This is a genomic window from Pseudomonas abyssi, from assembly GCF_002307495.1.
Lineage (GTDB): Bacteria > Pseudomonadota > Gammaproteobacteria > Pseudomonadales > Pseudomonadaceae > Halopseudomonas > Halopseudomonas abyssi.
In genome coordinates, this window is record NZ_NTMR01000010.1 from 104,136 (window position 1) to 119,050 (window position 14,915).

Annotated in this window: 11 protein-coding genes; 3 read left to right on the plus strand and 8 right to left on the minus strand. The window is 63.0% G+C overall.

The genetic code is table 11. The features are described from left to right. Positions 1-39 precede the first annotated feature (39 nt). Genes pilP through CNQ84_RS08285 form a run of 4 tightly spaced genes read right to left on the minus strand, consistent with a single transcriptional unit; the run spans position 40 to position 2,835 of the window. Positions 40-570 (minus strand): type 4a pilus biogenesis lipoprotein PilP, encoded by a 531-nt coding sequence (pilP, locus tag CNQ84_RS08270; protein ID WP_096004417.1) that lies wholly within the window; start codon positions 568-570, stop codon positions 40-42. Continuing rightward, the gene (locus CNQ84_RS08275) at positions 567-1,196 is read right to left on the minus strand and encodes a type IV pilus inner membrane component PilO (RefSeq protein WP_096004418.1); all 630 of its coding nucleotides are present in this window, start codon (positions 1,194-1,196) and stop codon (positions 567-569) included. Before CNQ84_RS08275 ends, pilP begins: the two co-directional genes overlap by 4 nt. Continuing rightward, entirely contained in the window at positions 1,193-1,771 is a 579-nt protein-coding gene (locus CNQ84_RS08280) for a PilN domain-containing protein (RefSeq protein ID WP_096004419.1), read from the minus strand. The genes CNQ84_RS08275 and CNQ84_RS08280 overlap by 4 nt, the downstream gene beginning before the upstream one ends. After that, complete coding sequence (locus CNQ84_RS08285; protein ID WP_096004420.1) at positions 1,771-2,835, minus strand: pilus assembly protein PilM; 1,065 nt, start codon at positions 2,833-2,835, stop codon at positions 1,771-1,773. The genes CNQ84_RS08280 and CNQ84_RS08285 overlap by 1 nt, the downstream gene beginning before the upstream one ends. A 184-nt stretch (positions 2,836-3,019) precedes the next feature. Here CNQ84_RS08285 and CNQ84_RS08290 point away from each other — a divergent pair, with 184 nt between their 5' ends. After that, positions 3,020-5,416, plus strand: coding sequence for a penicillin-binding protein 1A (locus CNQ84_RS08290; protein WP_096004421.1), 2,397 nt, complete (start codon positions 3,020-3,022; stop codon positions 5,414-5,416). On the opposite strand, the gene CNQ84_RS08295 is transcribed toward CNQ84_RS08290, so the two are convergent. After that, entirely contained in the window at positions 5,374-6,321 is a 948-nt protein-coding gene (locus CNQ84_RS08295; protein WP_096004422.1) for a LysR family transcriptional regulator, read from the minus strand. The genes CNQ84_RS08290 and CNQ84_RS08295 overlap by 43 nt on opposite strands. A 154-nt stretch (positions 6,322-6,475) precedes the next feature. Here CNQ84_RS08295 and CNQ84_RS08300 point away from each other — a divergent pair, with 154 nt between their 5' ends. Beyond that, positions 6,476-8,176 carry an AMP-binding protein gene (locus tag CNQ84_RS08300; RefSeq protein WP_096004423.1) on the plus strand — a complete coding sequence of 567 codons (1,701 nt, stop codon included), beginning with the start codon at positions 6,476-6,478 and terminating at the stop codon, positions 8,174-8,176. Positions 8,177-8,179: 3 nt separating this feature from the next. Beyond that, positions 8,180-11,464 carry a carboxyl transferase domain-containing protein gene (locus tag CNQ84_RS08305; protein ID WP_096004424.1) on the plus strand — a complete coding sequence of 1,095 codons (3,285 nt, stop codon included), beginning with the start codon at positions 8,180-8,182 and terminating at the stop codon, positions 11,462-11,464. Here CNQ84_RS08305 and cydC read toward each other — a convergent pair whose 3' ends face one another. The 3 genes from cydC to cydX are packed head-to-tail and all read right to left on the minus strand — an operon-like array spanning position 11,465 to position 14,907. Continuing rightward, positions 11,465-13,099: a thiol reductant ABC exporter subunit CydC gene (gene cydC / locus CNQ84_RS08310; protein ID WP_096004425.1), complete on the minus strand. Its 1,635-nt coding sequence runs from the start codon at positions 13,097-13,099 to the stop codon at positions 11,465-11,467. After that, positions 13,092-14,807: a thiol reductant ABC exporter subunit CydD gene (gene cydD / locus CNQ84_RS08315; protein ID WP_217350077.1), complete on the minus strand. Its 1,716-nt coding sequence runs from the start codon at positions 14,805-14,807 to the stop codon at positions 13,092-13,094. Before cydD ends, cydC begins: the two co-directional genes overlap by 8 nt. Further along, entirely contained in the window at positions 14,794-14,907 is a 114-nt protein-coding gene (cydX, locus tag CNQ84_RS08320) for a cytochrome bd-I oxidase subunit CydX (protein WP_096004427.1), read from the minus strand. The genes cydD and cydX overlap by 14 nt, the downstream gene beginning before the upstream one ends. Positions 14,908-14,915: the final 8 nt, after the last annotated feature.

Consider the following 14,915-nt stretch of genomic DNA (forward strand, 5'->3'; position numbering starts at 1 on the left):
GTGACTGTTTGCAGTTCATGTTATCTCTCCCTGGTTGTCCTACCCGCGCTCAGCGAGGCTGAGGGTACGCGGACGCTCCAACCACCCGCCTTCACCATCCGGCACGATTTCCACTACATCGACGCGATTCTCTTCAATACCGGTAATCCGTCCATGGTTGCGTCCCAAATAGTCACCCACATGAACACGATGGACGCTGCCAGCACCCTGAATCAGAGCTTGCATGCCACTCGCGTTGCTCAGGGTACCAACCATCTCAAAGCTTTCGATATTGAAGCCTTCAAGGAACTGTTTGACCCGGTTCTCGTCCGGCTTGATATCCTGAGACCCCTTTTGCCGTTGGCTCAGATCGATCTTGATCGGCGGCTGGAAAGGGCTACGCAGGGACGAAGCGCTGTAAGTAAATGCTTCATAAGGCTCGAAGCGAGGCAACGGCTCGATGGTGCCCGATGGTCGCGCTCTGGTTTCATCCATAAATCGTTGCAAGTCAGCGAACTCGCCGCTACTGCAGCCGACGATCAATAGAGAGGCCGCAAGAACACCTAAAAGCCTGGGGCTGATTACGCTCATTGCTGCCCCTCCTCTGCCGCGTCATTGTAACGATAGGTTTTAGCAATAATCTCCATGCCCAGCAGATCAGGATTGCTTTCACTAACCGGCGCAATTTCGAAATCACCCAACGTTACGATTCTAGGCAGGCCTGCGACACTGCTTACGAACGTAGCAAGATCGTGGTAACTACCCCGGACATTGATCTGAATAGGCAGCTCAACATAAAACTGCTGTGCCACCTCGGGTTGCAGAGTGATGGACTCGAACTCTAGCCCACTGTTGAGGCCCATCTGGGTAATATCCTCCAGCAGACCCGGAACCTCGCTATCCTTTGGCAGTTGTTTCAGCAGCCCGCTGAAACGCTCCTCAATCTCTTGCAGCTGCTCTCGATAAGCTTCCAGGTTTGCCGCACGAAAGGATTTGTCTTGAAACTCCTTACGCAATTCAATTTCCTGCTGCTCAGCCCGCTCAAGGCTGACCTTGAGATCCTTGAGATGGAACTGATACCCCAGAACAGCAAGTACAACAAAAACAACTGCACACACAATGACCTTTAGCGCCGCAGGCCAAGAACCAATGTTGTTGAAATCCAGGTCGTCCGCCTGGACCTTTTTCAAACTTTCCATTTGTTGAGCGAAACTCATGGCTGCTGTTCTCCCTCAGCGGCACCAGCACGCGGCGCGGTCTGTTTGACGGTAAGCTCGAACACATTGGCCTGGTCCAGCGCGCCAGACGTCACCGCTTTCACCGCCGTCAGATTGGGTGCTGTCAGCCACTCAGAGCCGTCCATCTGACGCATCAGATTCGACACTCGGCTATTCGATTCAGCGCCACCCTTGACCGACAATTCCGCCCCCTTCATCGCCAATTCGGAGAAATACACTCCGTCGGGCAACGTACGCGCAAGCTCATCAAACACTCGCACAATAATCGGACGCTTACCCTGCAGGTCCTCGATAATTTTCATACGATCAAGCAGTTGAGCTCGGCGCGCCTGCAGCTCCTCGATCTCCTTGATTCGAGCATCCAGCAGAGTGATTTCCTTCTTCAGGAAAGCATTTCGCTCATTTTGGTGGTCAATTCGTCCGTTGATGTAGCGGTCACCCAAAAAGACCAGCGCCCCTGCAAACAGGACAACCAGTGCCAGAATCGTCAGGAATTCCTTTTTTCGTTCTTCCCTTAGCTGCTCGCGCCAAGGCAACAGGTTAATGCGAGCCATCAGTCAAAACTCCTCATTGCCAGACCACAGGCGATCATCAATGCCGGCGCATCATTGCTCAGGGCAACCGCGTCAACCTTGTTCGACAGGGTCATATTTGCAAAGGGGTTGGCAACCAGGGTGGTGGTTCCGATCTTCTGCTGCACCAGTTGGTCCAGCCCGGGAATCGAAGCAGTGCCGCCAGCCAGCAGAATGTAGTCGACGTCGTTGTACTGACCGCCTGCAAAGAAGAACTGCAGCGACCGGGACACCTGCTGCACGACGGCGTCCTTAAACGGAGCCAACACCTCAGACTCGTAGTCGTCAGGCAGGCCGCCCTGCTTCTTGGCAAGCCCTGCTTCTTCCTGGGACAGGCCGTAGCGGCGCTGAATCTCGTCGGTCAGTTGCTTGCCACCGAACAGCTGTTCGCGCGTGTAAATCGTGCGTCCGCCACTCAGGACACTCAGCGTCATCATGGTGGCGCCGATATCGATGACCGCGATGGTCAGTCCGGCATCATCCGCATCCAGCTGACCGACCACCAACTCGCACGCCCGCTCCATCGAGTAGGCCTCGACCTCGACGATTTTTGCCGTCAGGCCCGCCAGCGCCAGCGCCGCTTCGCGAATGTCGACATTCTCGCGTCGACAGGCCGCCAACAGCACTTCTTCTCGCTCTGGATTGCGGGGGGATGGACCCTGCACCTCGAAGTCGATGGCTACTTCATCGAGGGGGTAGGGAATGTATTGGTCGGCTTCGAGCTTGATCTGCTCCTCCATCTCGTCAGGATCAAGACCGGCATCCATTTCGATGGTCTTGGTGATCACTGCAGATCCAGCGACGGCGACAGCAGCCTGCTTGAGTGACGATCTGGAGCGCGCGAGCACTTTTTCAAGTGCCTGGCCCACACCTTCAAGCTCGACGATGTTTTTCTCAACCACCGCTCCGGGTGGCAAGGGTTCGACCGCATAGGCTTCAACCTTGTAGCGGCCTCCGGCGCGACTAAGCTCAAGCAGCTTCACCGTGGTGGAGCTGACATCGATGCCCAGCAACGTGTTCGCTTTTTTCTTTAGGAGCCCTAGCACAGCCAATTTCCTATCAGCATCCGACACTTACGGACGGTTTGTGTTTTCCTACATTAAATAACAGTCCTTGTACAAGCGCAAATGGCTAAATCAAAAAAAATACGCTTATAATGCAGACTGCTACGCCGTTCTCAATTAGCAATCCAGCTAACTTTCTAATTATTCAGGGAATTCCCCATCCCTTATGCGCTTACTGAGATTTCTCTTCTGGTCTGCCTTCGCGCTGGCATGTGCACCCATCATGGTTCTGAGCGGTGTCGCGCTCTATCTTAGCCCCGCCCTGCCTGATGTTGAAACCCTGCGTGATGTTGAACTGCAAACCCCATTGCGGATATATAGCACAGATAATCGACTGATAGCAGAGTTCGGTGAAATGCGACGTTTCCCGATCAGCTACGACCAGGTCCCGGGCGACTTCGTGCATGCCCTGCTGGCAGCCGAGGACGACAACTTCCTCAACCACCACGGGGTCGACCCGATGGGGCTGTTGCGTGCAGCCAGCGAGCTGCTGCAGACGGGTCACATTCAGACCGGCGGTAGCACCATCACCATGCAGGTGGCGAAGAACTACTTCCTCAGCAGCGACCGGGTTTTCTCGCGCAAGCTGAATGAAATACTGCTGGCCCTGCAGATCGAGCGCAACCTCGACAAGCACGAAATTTTCGAGCTGTACGTCAACAAGATCTACCTGGGCAACCGCGCCTACGGTATCGAGGCGGCCGCGCAGGTCTACTACGGCAAATCGATCAACGAGCTGCCACTGGCCGACCTGGCCATGATCGCCGGCCTGCCCAAGGCGCCGTCACGCTACAACCCGATCGCCAACCCTGAGCGCACCAAGGTCCGTCGCGACTGGATTCTGGATCGCATGCTGACCCTGGGATACATCGACGAGGCCAGCTACCGCGAGGCCGTCAACACGCCCATCACCGCGCGCAACCACGGCGCGAACCCGGAGATGGAGGCGCCCTACATTGCCGAAATGGCGCGTCTGGAAATGGTCGAGCGCTTTGGCGACCAAGCCTACACACAGGGCTTCAACGTCTACACCACCGTGGACAGCGGTCTTCAGGACATGGCCAACCGGGCTCTGCGCGATGGCTTGCAGGAGTACGACCGTCGCCACGGCTACCGGGGGCCGGAAGCACGCAACCCGGATATCACCCTGGAACAGGGCCTTGAGCTGCTAAAGGGCTATAAAAGCCTGGGCGGCCTGGAGCCTGCTCTCGTCGCAGCGGTCAACGGCGACCACGTGGAGATCCGGCTGCGCCGCGATCAGCAGGGCGTCATCAAGTGGGACGATATGAAATGGGCCCGCCCCTATCTGAGCGCCAACGGCATGGGGCCACGCCCCGGCAAGCCGATGGATGTGCTCCAGCCGGGCGACATTATCCGTGTCAGCCGTATCGAAGATGATACTTGGCGCCTGGCGCAGGTGCCCGAGGCGCAAAGTGCGCTCGTCGTATTGGGTCCGCAGGATGGCGCCATCAAGGCGCTGATCGGCGGCTTCTCGTTCCTGCAGAGCAACTACAATCGCGCCACCCAGGCGCGCCGTCAGCCCGGCTCCAGCTTCAAGCCCTTCCTGTATTGCGCGGCGCTGGACAAGGGCTACACGCCGGCCAGCCTGGTCAACGATGCACCGCTGATCTTTGTGGACGACTATCTCGACTCCATCTGGCGTCCGAAGAACTCCGGCGGAGACTTCCTCGGCCCCATTCGCCTGCGCGAGGCGCTGTACCGTTCGCGCAATCTGGTATCGATCAGGCTGATGCAAGACCTTGGCGTCGACAACGCGCTGAGCTACATCGAACGCTTCGGCTTCGAACGCAAGGAGCTGCCGCGCAACCTGTCCGCCTCCCTCGGCACCTCAGAGCTGACCCCTCTGCAGATAGCCCAGGGCTATGCGACCTTTGCTAACGGCGGCTATGCAGTCAAGCCCTATCTGATCGACCGCATCGAGAACCGCTACGGCCAGTTGATCGACTACAGCAAGCCGCCAGTGACACCGGAGCTGACGGAGCAGCAGCAAGCCCGCCTGAATGCCTACGTGGAACGCCAGGGCAGCGGCATCAGTGAGCGACCAGCAGAGGCCGAGCGCGTAGTCGACGAGCGCACCATCTATCAGCTCAACAGCATGCTGCGCGACGTGGTACGTCGCGGCACAGCAGTGCGCGCCCGTGCACTCAACCGCAACGATCTCGCAGGCAAGACCGGTACCACCAACGACCAGAAAGACGCCTGGTTCTCCGGCTTCAACCCAGACCTGGTGGCCACCGTCTGGGTCGGCTTTGATCAGCCCAGCACCCTGGGTCGACGCGAGTTCGGCGGTACCGCCGCACTGCCTATCTGGATGAACTTCATGGGCGCCGCGCTCGAAGGCGTGCCGGACCGCGAGCCACGCATGCCCAGGGGTCTGGTCACCGCCCGCATCGACCCAACCACCGGGCGCAGCGCCCCCCCCGGCACCGACGGCGCCTTCATGGAGATTTTCAAGCAGGAAGACGCGCCGCCGCCCTACAGCGAGTTGGAGATGGGCGGCTACGACAGCGGTGGCGCGGTTACACCACTCGAACTGTTCTGAGCCAACGCATGGACCTGGCGCCGCAACCAGCGGTTGACCGGGTCATGCTCCATGCCCTTGTGCCAGTAAAGCGTCAGTCCAATCTCCGGTAGCGGCAATGGCATGTCCAGCAGCTGATTACCCAGCGGTCTATTGATCAGCTCCGCGTGACGCCGCGACATGGTCAGCAGCAATGGCGTCTGCGCTACCACCAGACTCGCCGCCTGATAACTCTGGCACTGCTGCACCACATTGCGCATCAGGCCCAAATGCCCCAGCGCCAGATCCTCATAGGACAGCCCCCGCCGCCAGGACGCTACCGCGATATGCTCGGCGGCCATATAGCTGTCCGCTGTCAGCTCCGCGTCAAACAGTGGGCCGGCGACCACGCAGAGTGGCTCCCTGACCAGTTGCATCTGCCGCAGACTGGCATCGGCAGGCCGCGCAATCTGCACCGCCAGATCGATTCGCCCGGCCGCCAGCTCCAGCTTCAGCTCGGACCACCGGACACCCACCGTGCGCACCCGGCTGCGCGGCGCCAATTCACGCAACCGGGTCAGCAGCGGCGGAATCAGCACCGGCTCCAGTTGCTCCGGCAGGCTGATGGTGAAGGTGCGTGCATCCTCCTGCGGATCAAACTGCTGCAGATAGCCGAGGCTCTGCTGCAGCCGACTCAGACTGTCGATAATCCCGGGCGCCAGCCGCATTGCCGCGGCGGTCGGGGTCACGCCCCTGCCCTCTCGCACGAACAGCGGATCGGAAAAGTGCTCACGCAGCCGTGCCAGCGAGTGGCTGACCGCGGACTGGCTGACATGCAGCACCGCCGCCGCACGGGTCAGGTTGCGCTCGCGGTAAACCACCTCAAATACCCGAAACAGATTGAGATCAATCCGGGCCAATGATGGGGAATCATTCTTTTCACTCATCAACAAACACCTGCGCCATGGGCTATAGGCCCGAGATTACGCGCCTGCAGCCAAACCATGAATAGCAATCATGGTTCTGAATGAATATTGATCGCTTCTTATCCGCCTCGACAGCTCCTAAGCTTGAGCGATAACAACAGCAAGAGGCACGGACATGCACGAGCAGGACTATCTCGACACCCTCAAGGCGATTCAGGCCAAGGTCTGGCCAGCAGGCAAACCGACCACCCCTGTCTACCCGCAGGGTGAACGGCCGCTGACCGAGTACCTCGCCCACTGGGCCAAGACCGCGCCGGACCGCGTTGCCGTCCATTTCTATGGCCATCAGCTGACCTACGCCGAGCTGGACGAACTGAGCAATCGCTGCGCCGCCCTGCTGCAGGCCCAGGGCATCAAACCCGGCGACCGGGTTGCGGTGTTCATGCCCAACTGCCCGCAGCTGCATATCGCCTTTTACGGCATCCTCAAGATGGGCGCCATCCACGCGCCGGTCAGCCCGATGGCCAAGGGTATGGAACTGAGCTATCAGCTGAACGACTGCGGCGCCCGTGCCATTATCTGCTTTGACCAGCTGCTGCCGGTGGTGCGTGACGTTCGCGAGCAGACCGCGCTGGAGCTGGTATTCACCACCAGTCTGTCCGAACTCTGCCCGGCCCAGCCGCCGATCCCGGTGCCGGATCTGCTGCAGGCGCCCAAGCTGCCGATCACCGACAGCATCGACCTGATGCCCGCTCTGGCAGCCACCACGCCGGCGCCGCAACATCTGCCCAGACTGAATCTGGATGACACCGCCGCCCTCAACTACACCGGCGGCACCACCGGCCTCCCAAAGGGCTGCATTCACACCCACGGCGACATGCTCTACACATGCGCCAGCTTTGTTCCGGTTGCCATGGGCTTTGCCGAGGAACGCATCGGCCTGAACTTCATGCCCGAGTTCTGGATCGCCGGCGAAAACTCCGGCCTGCTGTTCCCGGTGTTTGCCGGCACCACACTGGTGTTGCTGGCCCGCTGGGACGCGCTGACCTTTATGAGCGCCGTTCAGCACTATCGGGTTACCCAGACCGGGCTGCTGGTCGACAGCGCTTCAGAGGTACTCGATCATCCGCAGGTCGGCGAGTTCGACTTCAGCTCGCTTGAAACCACCAGCTGCGTCTCCTTTATCAAGAAGCTGACCCCGGAATACCGCCGCCGCTGGCGCGAGCTGACCGGCTGCACCCTGTTCGAAACCAGCTTCGGCATGACCGAAACCCACACCTGCGACACCTTTACCGCCGGCCTGCAGGACGATGACTTCGATCTGAAATCCGAGCCCACCTTTGTCGGCCTGCCGGTACCCGGCACCGAGTTCAAGGTCTGCGACTTCGATACCGGCGCACTGCTGCCACTGGGCAGCGAAGGTGAGCTGTGTCTGCGCAGTCCGTCGCTGCTCAAGGGCTACTGGAACAAACCCGACGCCAGCGCCGAAGCACTGCGCGACGGCGGCTGGCTGCATACCGGCGACAGCGGCGTGATCACCGAGCAGGGTTTTATCCGCTACCTCGGCCGGCGCAAGGAAATGCTCAAGGTCAACGGCATGAGCGTGTTCCCCAGCGAACTGGAAGCCATGCTCGGCCAGCACCCGGACATTCTCGCCTCAGCGGTGATCGGCAAGCACGACCCGCAGCGCGGCCAGACGCCCCTTGCCTTCATCATAACCAAGCCCGGCAGCCACGCCAGCGCCGAGTCGCTGCGCGACTGGTGCAAGCAGGCGATGGCGATCTACAAGGTACCGGAGATTCGGCTGGTCGATACACTGCCGATGACCGCGACCGGCAAGGTCAAGAAACAGGAACTACAGGACTGGATCAACTAACCCATGGCATTCAACCGCATTCTCATCGCCAACCGTGGCGAAATCGCCATTCGTCTGGCCCGCGCCATCGCCGACTGTGACGCCACCAGCGTTGCCGTGTACGCCGAAGATGACGCCCAGTCGCTGCACGTACGCAGCGCCGATCAGGCCATCGCCCTGCAGGGCCAGGGTGTTGCCGCCTATCTGGACGCCGCCCAGCTGATTCGCATCGCCAAGGAGCAAAATTGCGATGCGATCCACCCCGGCTACGGTTTTCTCAGCGAAAACGCCGACTTCGCCCGCGCCTGTGAGCAGGCCGGCATCACCTTTATCGGCCCCGCGCCTGAGGTGCTCGACACCTTTGGCGACAAGGCCAGCGCGCGTCGACTGGCGCAGCAGCAGGGTGTGCCCCTGACCCAGGGCACCAACGAGCCGACCACGCTGGAGCAGGCCCGCGACTTTATGCAGTCGCTCGGCGACGGCGCAGCGGTGATGCTGAAAGCCTTGGCTGGCGGCGGCGGGCGCGGCATGCGCGCGGTGCACGATCTTGCCGAGCTGGACGACGCCTTCGCCCGCTGCAGCTCCGAGGCCACCGCCGCCTTTGGCCGTGGCGATCTGTATGTCGAACGACTGATCCGCCGTGCTCGGCATATCGAGGTGCAGATCATCGGCGACGGCGCTGAAGTTGCCCATGTCTGGGAGCGCGACTGCACGCTGCAGCGCCGTAATCAAAAGCTACTGGAAGTCGCCCCGGCGCCGAGCCTTGATCCAGCTGTGCGCGAGCAACTGCACGCCGCCGCCTGCACCCTGACCCGCGCGGTTGGCTACCGCGGCCTGTGTACCGTCGAGTTTCTGCTCGACGAGGAGCGCGGGGATTTTGTCTTTATGGAAGCCAACCCGCGCATTCAGGTCGAACACACGGTAACCGAAGCGGTGACCGGTCTGGATCTGGCGGCAACGCAGATTCAGCTCGCCGCCGGCAAGACCCTTGCGGAACTGGGTCTGACCCAGGCCGACATCCCCGCCGCCCGCGGCTTTGCCGTGCAACTGCGCATCAATCTGGAAAGCATGGCCGCCGACGGCAGCACCCGCCCGGCTGGCGGCACGCTCAGCGCCTATCAGCCGCCCAGTGGCCCGGGCATCCGCGTCGATGGCTACGGCTACGCCGGCTACACCACCAGCCCACGCTACGACTCGCTACTGGCCAAGCTGATCGTGCACGCAAACGGTGATTACCCGAACACCCTGCGCCGCGCCTACCGTGCGCTGTGCGAATTCCGTCTGGAGGGCGCCGCCAGCAACCTGCATCTGCTGCAGAACCTGCTGCAGCACCCGCAGGTGCAGAGCAACGACGTCTCCACCGCCTTTATCGAAGCCGAAGCCGCCAGCCTGACCGCCGCCCACCCCAGCGCCCACCCGCACCGTTTCTTCCAAGGCAGCGCAAGTAGCGCCGCCACCAGCAGCGCGCAGACCGACGCTCCGGCCGGCACCGAGCCGCTGAATGCGCCGGTACAGGGCGTGCTGGTCAGTCTGGATGTACAGGTTGGCGACAGCGTCGCCGTCGGCCAGCAGGTCGCGATCATGGAAGCCATGAAGATGGAGTTCGTGGTCAAGGCGACCCAGAGCGGCATCGTCCGCGCGCTGGCCGCCAACGCCGGTGACAGCCTGTTCGAAGGCAGCGCCCTGCTCTATCTGGAGCCTGCCGAAGTGGCGGGCAACGCCCAGCAGGATGAAGAGTCCGTCGCCATCGACCATATCCGCGCCGACCTGCAGGAAGTGCTGGAGCGCCGCGCCGAGCTGACCGACGAGCGCCGCCCGGAGGCCGTCGCCAAGCGCCGCAAGACCGGCCAGCGCACCGCCCGCGAGAACCTCGCCGACCTGCTCGACGACGGCAGCTTTATCGAGTACGGCGGCTTTGCCCTTGCCGCCCAGCGCTCGCGCCGCAGCCACGAAGAGCTGCTGAAAATGAGCCCGGCGGACGGTCTGATCAACGGCATCGGTACCGTCAATGCCGACAAGTTCGGCGAACACGCCGCCCGCTGCATGGCGCTGTCCTACGACTACACGGTGTTCGCCGGCACCCAGGGCGTCACCAACCACAAGAAGACCGACCGCATGCTCGAGCTGGCCGAGCAGTGGAAGCTGCCGCTGGTGTTCTTCACCGAAGGCGGTGGCGGCCGCCCGGGCGATATCGACAAGGTCGGCGTGGCCGGGCTGGACTGCACCACCTTCATGCGCATGGCGCGCCTATCCGGCATGGTGCCCACCGTCGGTATCGTCTCCGGGCGCTGCTTCGCCGGTAACGCCGCGCTGCTCGGCTGCTGCGACGTGATCATCGCCACCGAGAACGCCACCATCGGCATGGCCGGGCCGGCGATGATCGAAGGCGGCGGCCTCGGCCGCTTTACCCCGGAGCAGGTTGGCCCGACCAGCATGCACGGCCCGAACGGGGTGATCGACGTGCGGGTGCAGAACGAAGCCGAGGCCACCGCGGTGGCCAAGCAGTACCTGTCCTACTTCCAGGGCGATCTGACGGACTGGGAAGCGGCGGACCAGCGCGAGCTGCGCCACCTGATCCCGGAAAACCGCCTGCGCGTGTATGACATCCGCAAAGTGATCGAGACACTGGCCGACCGCGATTCTGTGCTGGAGCTGCGCCGCGAGTTTGCGCCGGGGCTGATCACCGCGCTGATTCGTATCGAGGGCCGCGCCTTCGGCCTGATCGCCAACAACCCGATGCATCTGGGCGGTGCCATTGATGCTGTCTCCGGTGACAAGGCCGCGCGCTTTATGCAGCTGTGTCAGGCCCACGGTCTGCCCATGGTTTCGCTGTGCGACACCCCCGGCTTTATGGTCGGCCCGGACGCCGAGCAGCAGGGCACCGTGCGCCATGTCTCGCGCATGTTTGTCACCGCCGCCAGCCTGAGCATCCCGTTCTTCACCGTGGTGCTGCGCAAGGGCTACGGCCTGGGCGCGCAGGCAATGGCGGCGGGCAGCTTCCATGCACCGATGTTCACCATCGGCTGGCCAAGCAGCGAGTTCGGGGCGATGGGCCTGGAAGGCGCGGTGCGTCTGGGCTACTCGAAGGAACTGGCCGCCATTGAGGACGAAGGCGAGCGTCAGGCGACCTTCGAGAAACTGGTCGCCGAGCTGTACCAGCGCGGCAAGGGCATCAGTATGGCCAGCTTCCTCGAGATCGACGCCGTGATCGACCCGCTGGAAACCCGCGACTGGCTGATGCGTGGCCTGCACTCGGCCCCGGACGAAGCGCTGAAGAAGGGCACCCGTCCGTTCGTTGATACCTGGTAATCAGCCAACACGCAGGTGGCGGGCCTCCGGGACCGCCACCTGCTGGTGGCTGACTATTACGGTAATGCCCTGCTCGCGCCGACGCAGCAAGGACGCCAGCACCCGCTCGCGGGTATCAAAATCCAGCCCGGCAAAGGGTTCATCCAGCAGCAGCAAAGGTCGCTTGGTCAGCAGCAGACGGGCCAGGGCAATACGCCGCGCCTGCCCACCGGAGACCTTGGCACCGAACTCGCCCAGCGTGGTGTTCAGGCCATGCTTGCGCCCGCGCACCCAGTCAGCCAGCGCGACATCATCCAGCACCTGCCAGAGGGCCTCGTCACTGGCCTCGGGATCAGCCAAGCGCAGATTCTGCGCCAGCGTCATGTCGAAGATATCCAGCTGCTGCGGCAAATAACCGATCAGCTCGCGCAGACTCCAGTGCTCGTAGTCTTGCCCGTTAATCAGCCGTTCACCAGTGAACGCCAGCGGCTCGCCCGCCAGCACCTGCAGCAGGGTGCTCTTGCCGCCGCCGGACGGCCCCTCGATCAGCAGCACGTCGCCCTGTTGCAGGCCGATGGACACGTTTTCCGGGCCGTTCAGCGCGCCGGGCATTCTGGCGCTCAGGCCAGACAGCACCAGGCTAAGTGGCTGCTCAGGCAGCGCGGTTGCGGTGCCCGCAAGGTCGGTCTCGGCGGCGGTCAGCTGATTCAACCGATCCCGCGCCGCCTGGCTGAAGCCCAGCGAAATAAAGCTCGCTGCCAGCGGCAGCAGGGCTTCGGCCAGCCCCATTACCGACAGCAAGGCGGCCAGCAGCCAGGGCACCGACAACGCCCCCTGCTGCAACAGCGCATGCCCCTGCCAGAGCACCGCAAGCAACGCCAGCGCCAGGCCCAGTTGCTGCCCCAGCGCCGTCAAACTGACCAGTTTCTGCTGTCGCAGGCGCTGTTGCAGCCAGGCATCATCCTGCTGCAGAAACGCGGCCTGCTGATCGTCCCAGCGCTGCCACAGCAGCAGGGAGGTCAGCAGCTGCAGACGGTCGAGCAGAAACTCGCGGCGCTGTTCGGCCAGTTCGGCATCACGGCGGGCCAGGCGGGCAGCCAGGCGGCCACCGAGCATCGGCACCACCAGCCAGGCCAGCAGCAACCCCGGCAGCGCGGCAACCGCCAGCGAGCTGTCGAGCAGCGCCAGCCAGCCAAGCACCAGCAGTGTGAGCATGGAGGCCCAGAACCAGGGCGCGACAAAGCGCAGCGGGAAGAAGTCGAGCAGATCGATATCGGCTACCAGCCGGTGCATGGCAATCGCCGAGCGCGCCGCCGGAGTGAGCCGGCGCTGCCCGGCAACGCGGGCAAACAGGCGCGTACGCAGATCCTTGAGCAGGGCCAGTGCGGCGTTGTGCGAAGCCAGCCGTTCGGCGTAGCGGCCGGCAGTACGAACGATGGCGAAGAAGCGGATGATGGCTGCCGGGCGGAAGTAGTCGAAACCGTAGGCCGCGACCGTCGCCAGCCCGGCCAGCGCCGCCGCGCTGATAAACCAGCCGGAGGTGGCCAGCAGGCCGATTGCCGACCACAGCGTCACCGCGCCGAGAAACAGCGCCAGACTCCACTGCCCGAGGCGGCTGCGCAACAGGGTCCGCAGACGAATGGGTTGCTCAGACATCGGCAGCCTCCAGGCGTTGCTCAGACTGGCCGAGCGTCACCACCCGATCAGCCCAGTCCAGTCCCTGCAGATCGTGGCTGACCAGCAGCAGTGTGCGCCCCTGGCTCAGGCGCTCCAGTAGCGCATGGATCAACTCGGCGGTGTCCGCATCCAGATGGGCCGTCGGCTCATCCAGCAGCCAGACCGGGGTATCGCGCAGCAGCAGCCGCGCCAGCGCCAGCCGGCTCAGCTGCCCGCCCGACAGCCCCAGCCCGCGCTCCCCCAGCTCGGTCTCCAGACCCTTGGGCAGTTGGCGAATCAGCGGCCAGAGCGCGACCTGCTCCAGCACCGCGATCAGCTCGGCGTCAGTGGCCGTGGGCGCGGCAAGGCGCAGATTATCGGCGATGCTGCCGTGCAGGATCGGTACCTGCTGGGCCAGATAACCAACGTGCCGCAGCCAGTCCGGTCGCGACAGATCCAGCAGCGAGCGACCATTGATCAGCAGCTCACCCTGCCAGGGTACAAAGCCCAGCAGCGCTTCGAGCAGACTGGACTTGCCGCTGCCGCTGGCGCCCTGCAGCACCACCCGCTCGGCCGCCTGCACGCGCAGATCAAGCGGCGCCAGGCGACCTTCGATTGCCAACTGATTGCACTCGATACTGGGCGCGGCGCTGAGCCCCACCGGCTCACGCCCCGGATGCGCCCACACCTGTTGATTGAGCAGCGGCAGCAGCTCGGTCATCGCCCCTTCGGCTTCGGCCTTGGCGTGGTAATCCGCGCCGAGTTGACGCAGCGGCGCATAGAACTCCGGTGCCAGCAGCAGAATGAACAACGCGCCCAGATAGGGAACCGGAATCTCGCCCTTGGCCCAGGGCAAAATACCGAGCAGCCCCAGCCCCAGGTAGAGCGCCACCAGCGCGATCGCCAGCGAGGAAAACAACTCCAGGACAGCACCGGAGAGAAAGGCCATACGCAGCACCCGCATGGTGCCGGCGCGGTAGTGTTCGGCGGCGGTTTCCACTTCCGCTTCGGCGGCGGGCAACGCGCCCAGATGGCGCAGCGTCCAGCTGCCGCGCAGCAGGTCACTGAAGCGCCCGCTCATCCGCGCCAGCGCAACGAACTGGCGCTGACTGGCGGAGGCCGCGGCCTTGCCCAGCAAGATCATGAACACGGGCACCAGCGGCGCAGTCAGCAGCAACAGCACCGCTGCCAGCGGACTGAACACAGCGGTGCAGATGATCAGCAACACGGGGACCAGCAACACCAGTTGACGCTGCACCCGGTAGCGGCTGATATAGCCATCCAGCGCCTCGACCTGCTCCAGCAAACGGCTGCCGAGTTCCGCGTCAGCGCCCAGTTGCGCCCGCGCAGGCCCCAGCGCCGCCAGACGCTGCAGCAAGGTGCGGCGCAACTCGCCGCGGGCGCGCAGGCTGGCCAATTGGCTGGCCTGCTCACGGCCGTACTGCAGCAGCGGACGCAGGATCAGACAGAGCGCCAGCCAGGGCAGCAGACTGCTCAGCAGCTGCGTCTGCGTCTCAACCAGCCCGCCCTGCTGCCAGGCCACCAGCCAGCCGGAAAACAGCTGCGCCAGCAACCAGCACTGCCAGACAAAAAGCCCCGCCGCCGCCAGCGCGAACAGCAGGGCCAGATTGAGCAGGGAAGCCTGCGGCGCCAGCAGCCGGGTCAGCCAGCCGCTGGCGGTACGCGGATCAATCTCAGTCGACTTGATCTTCTTCTCCTACATAGCCGTTGAGTTCCAGCCACATGGCATTGACGATGCCAAACGCAGAGGCCAGCAGTACGCCGAGAATCCAGGTGAAATACCACATAGTCTTCT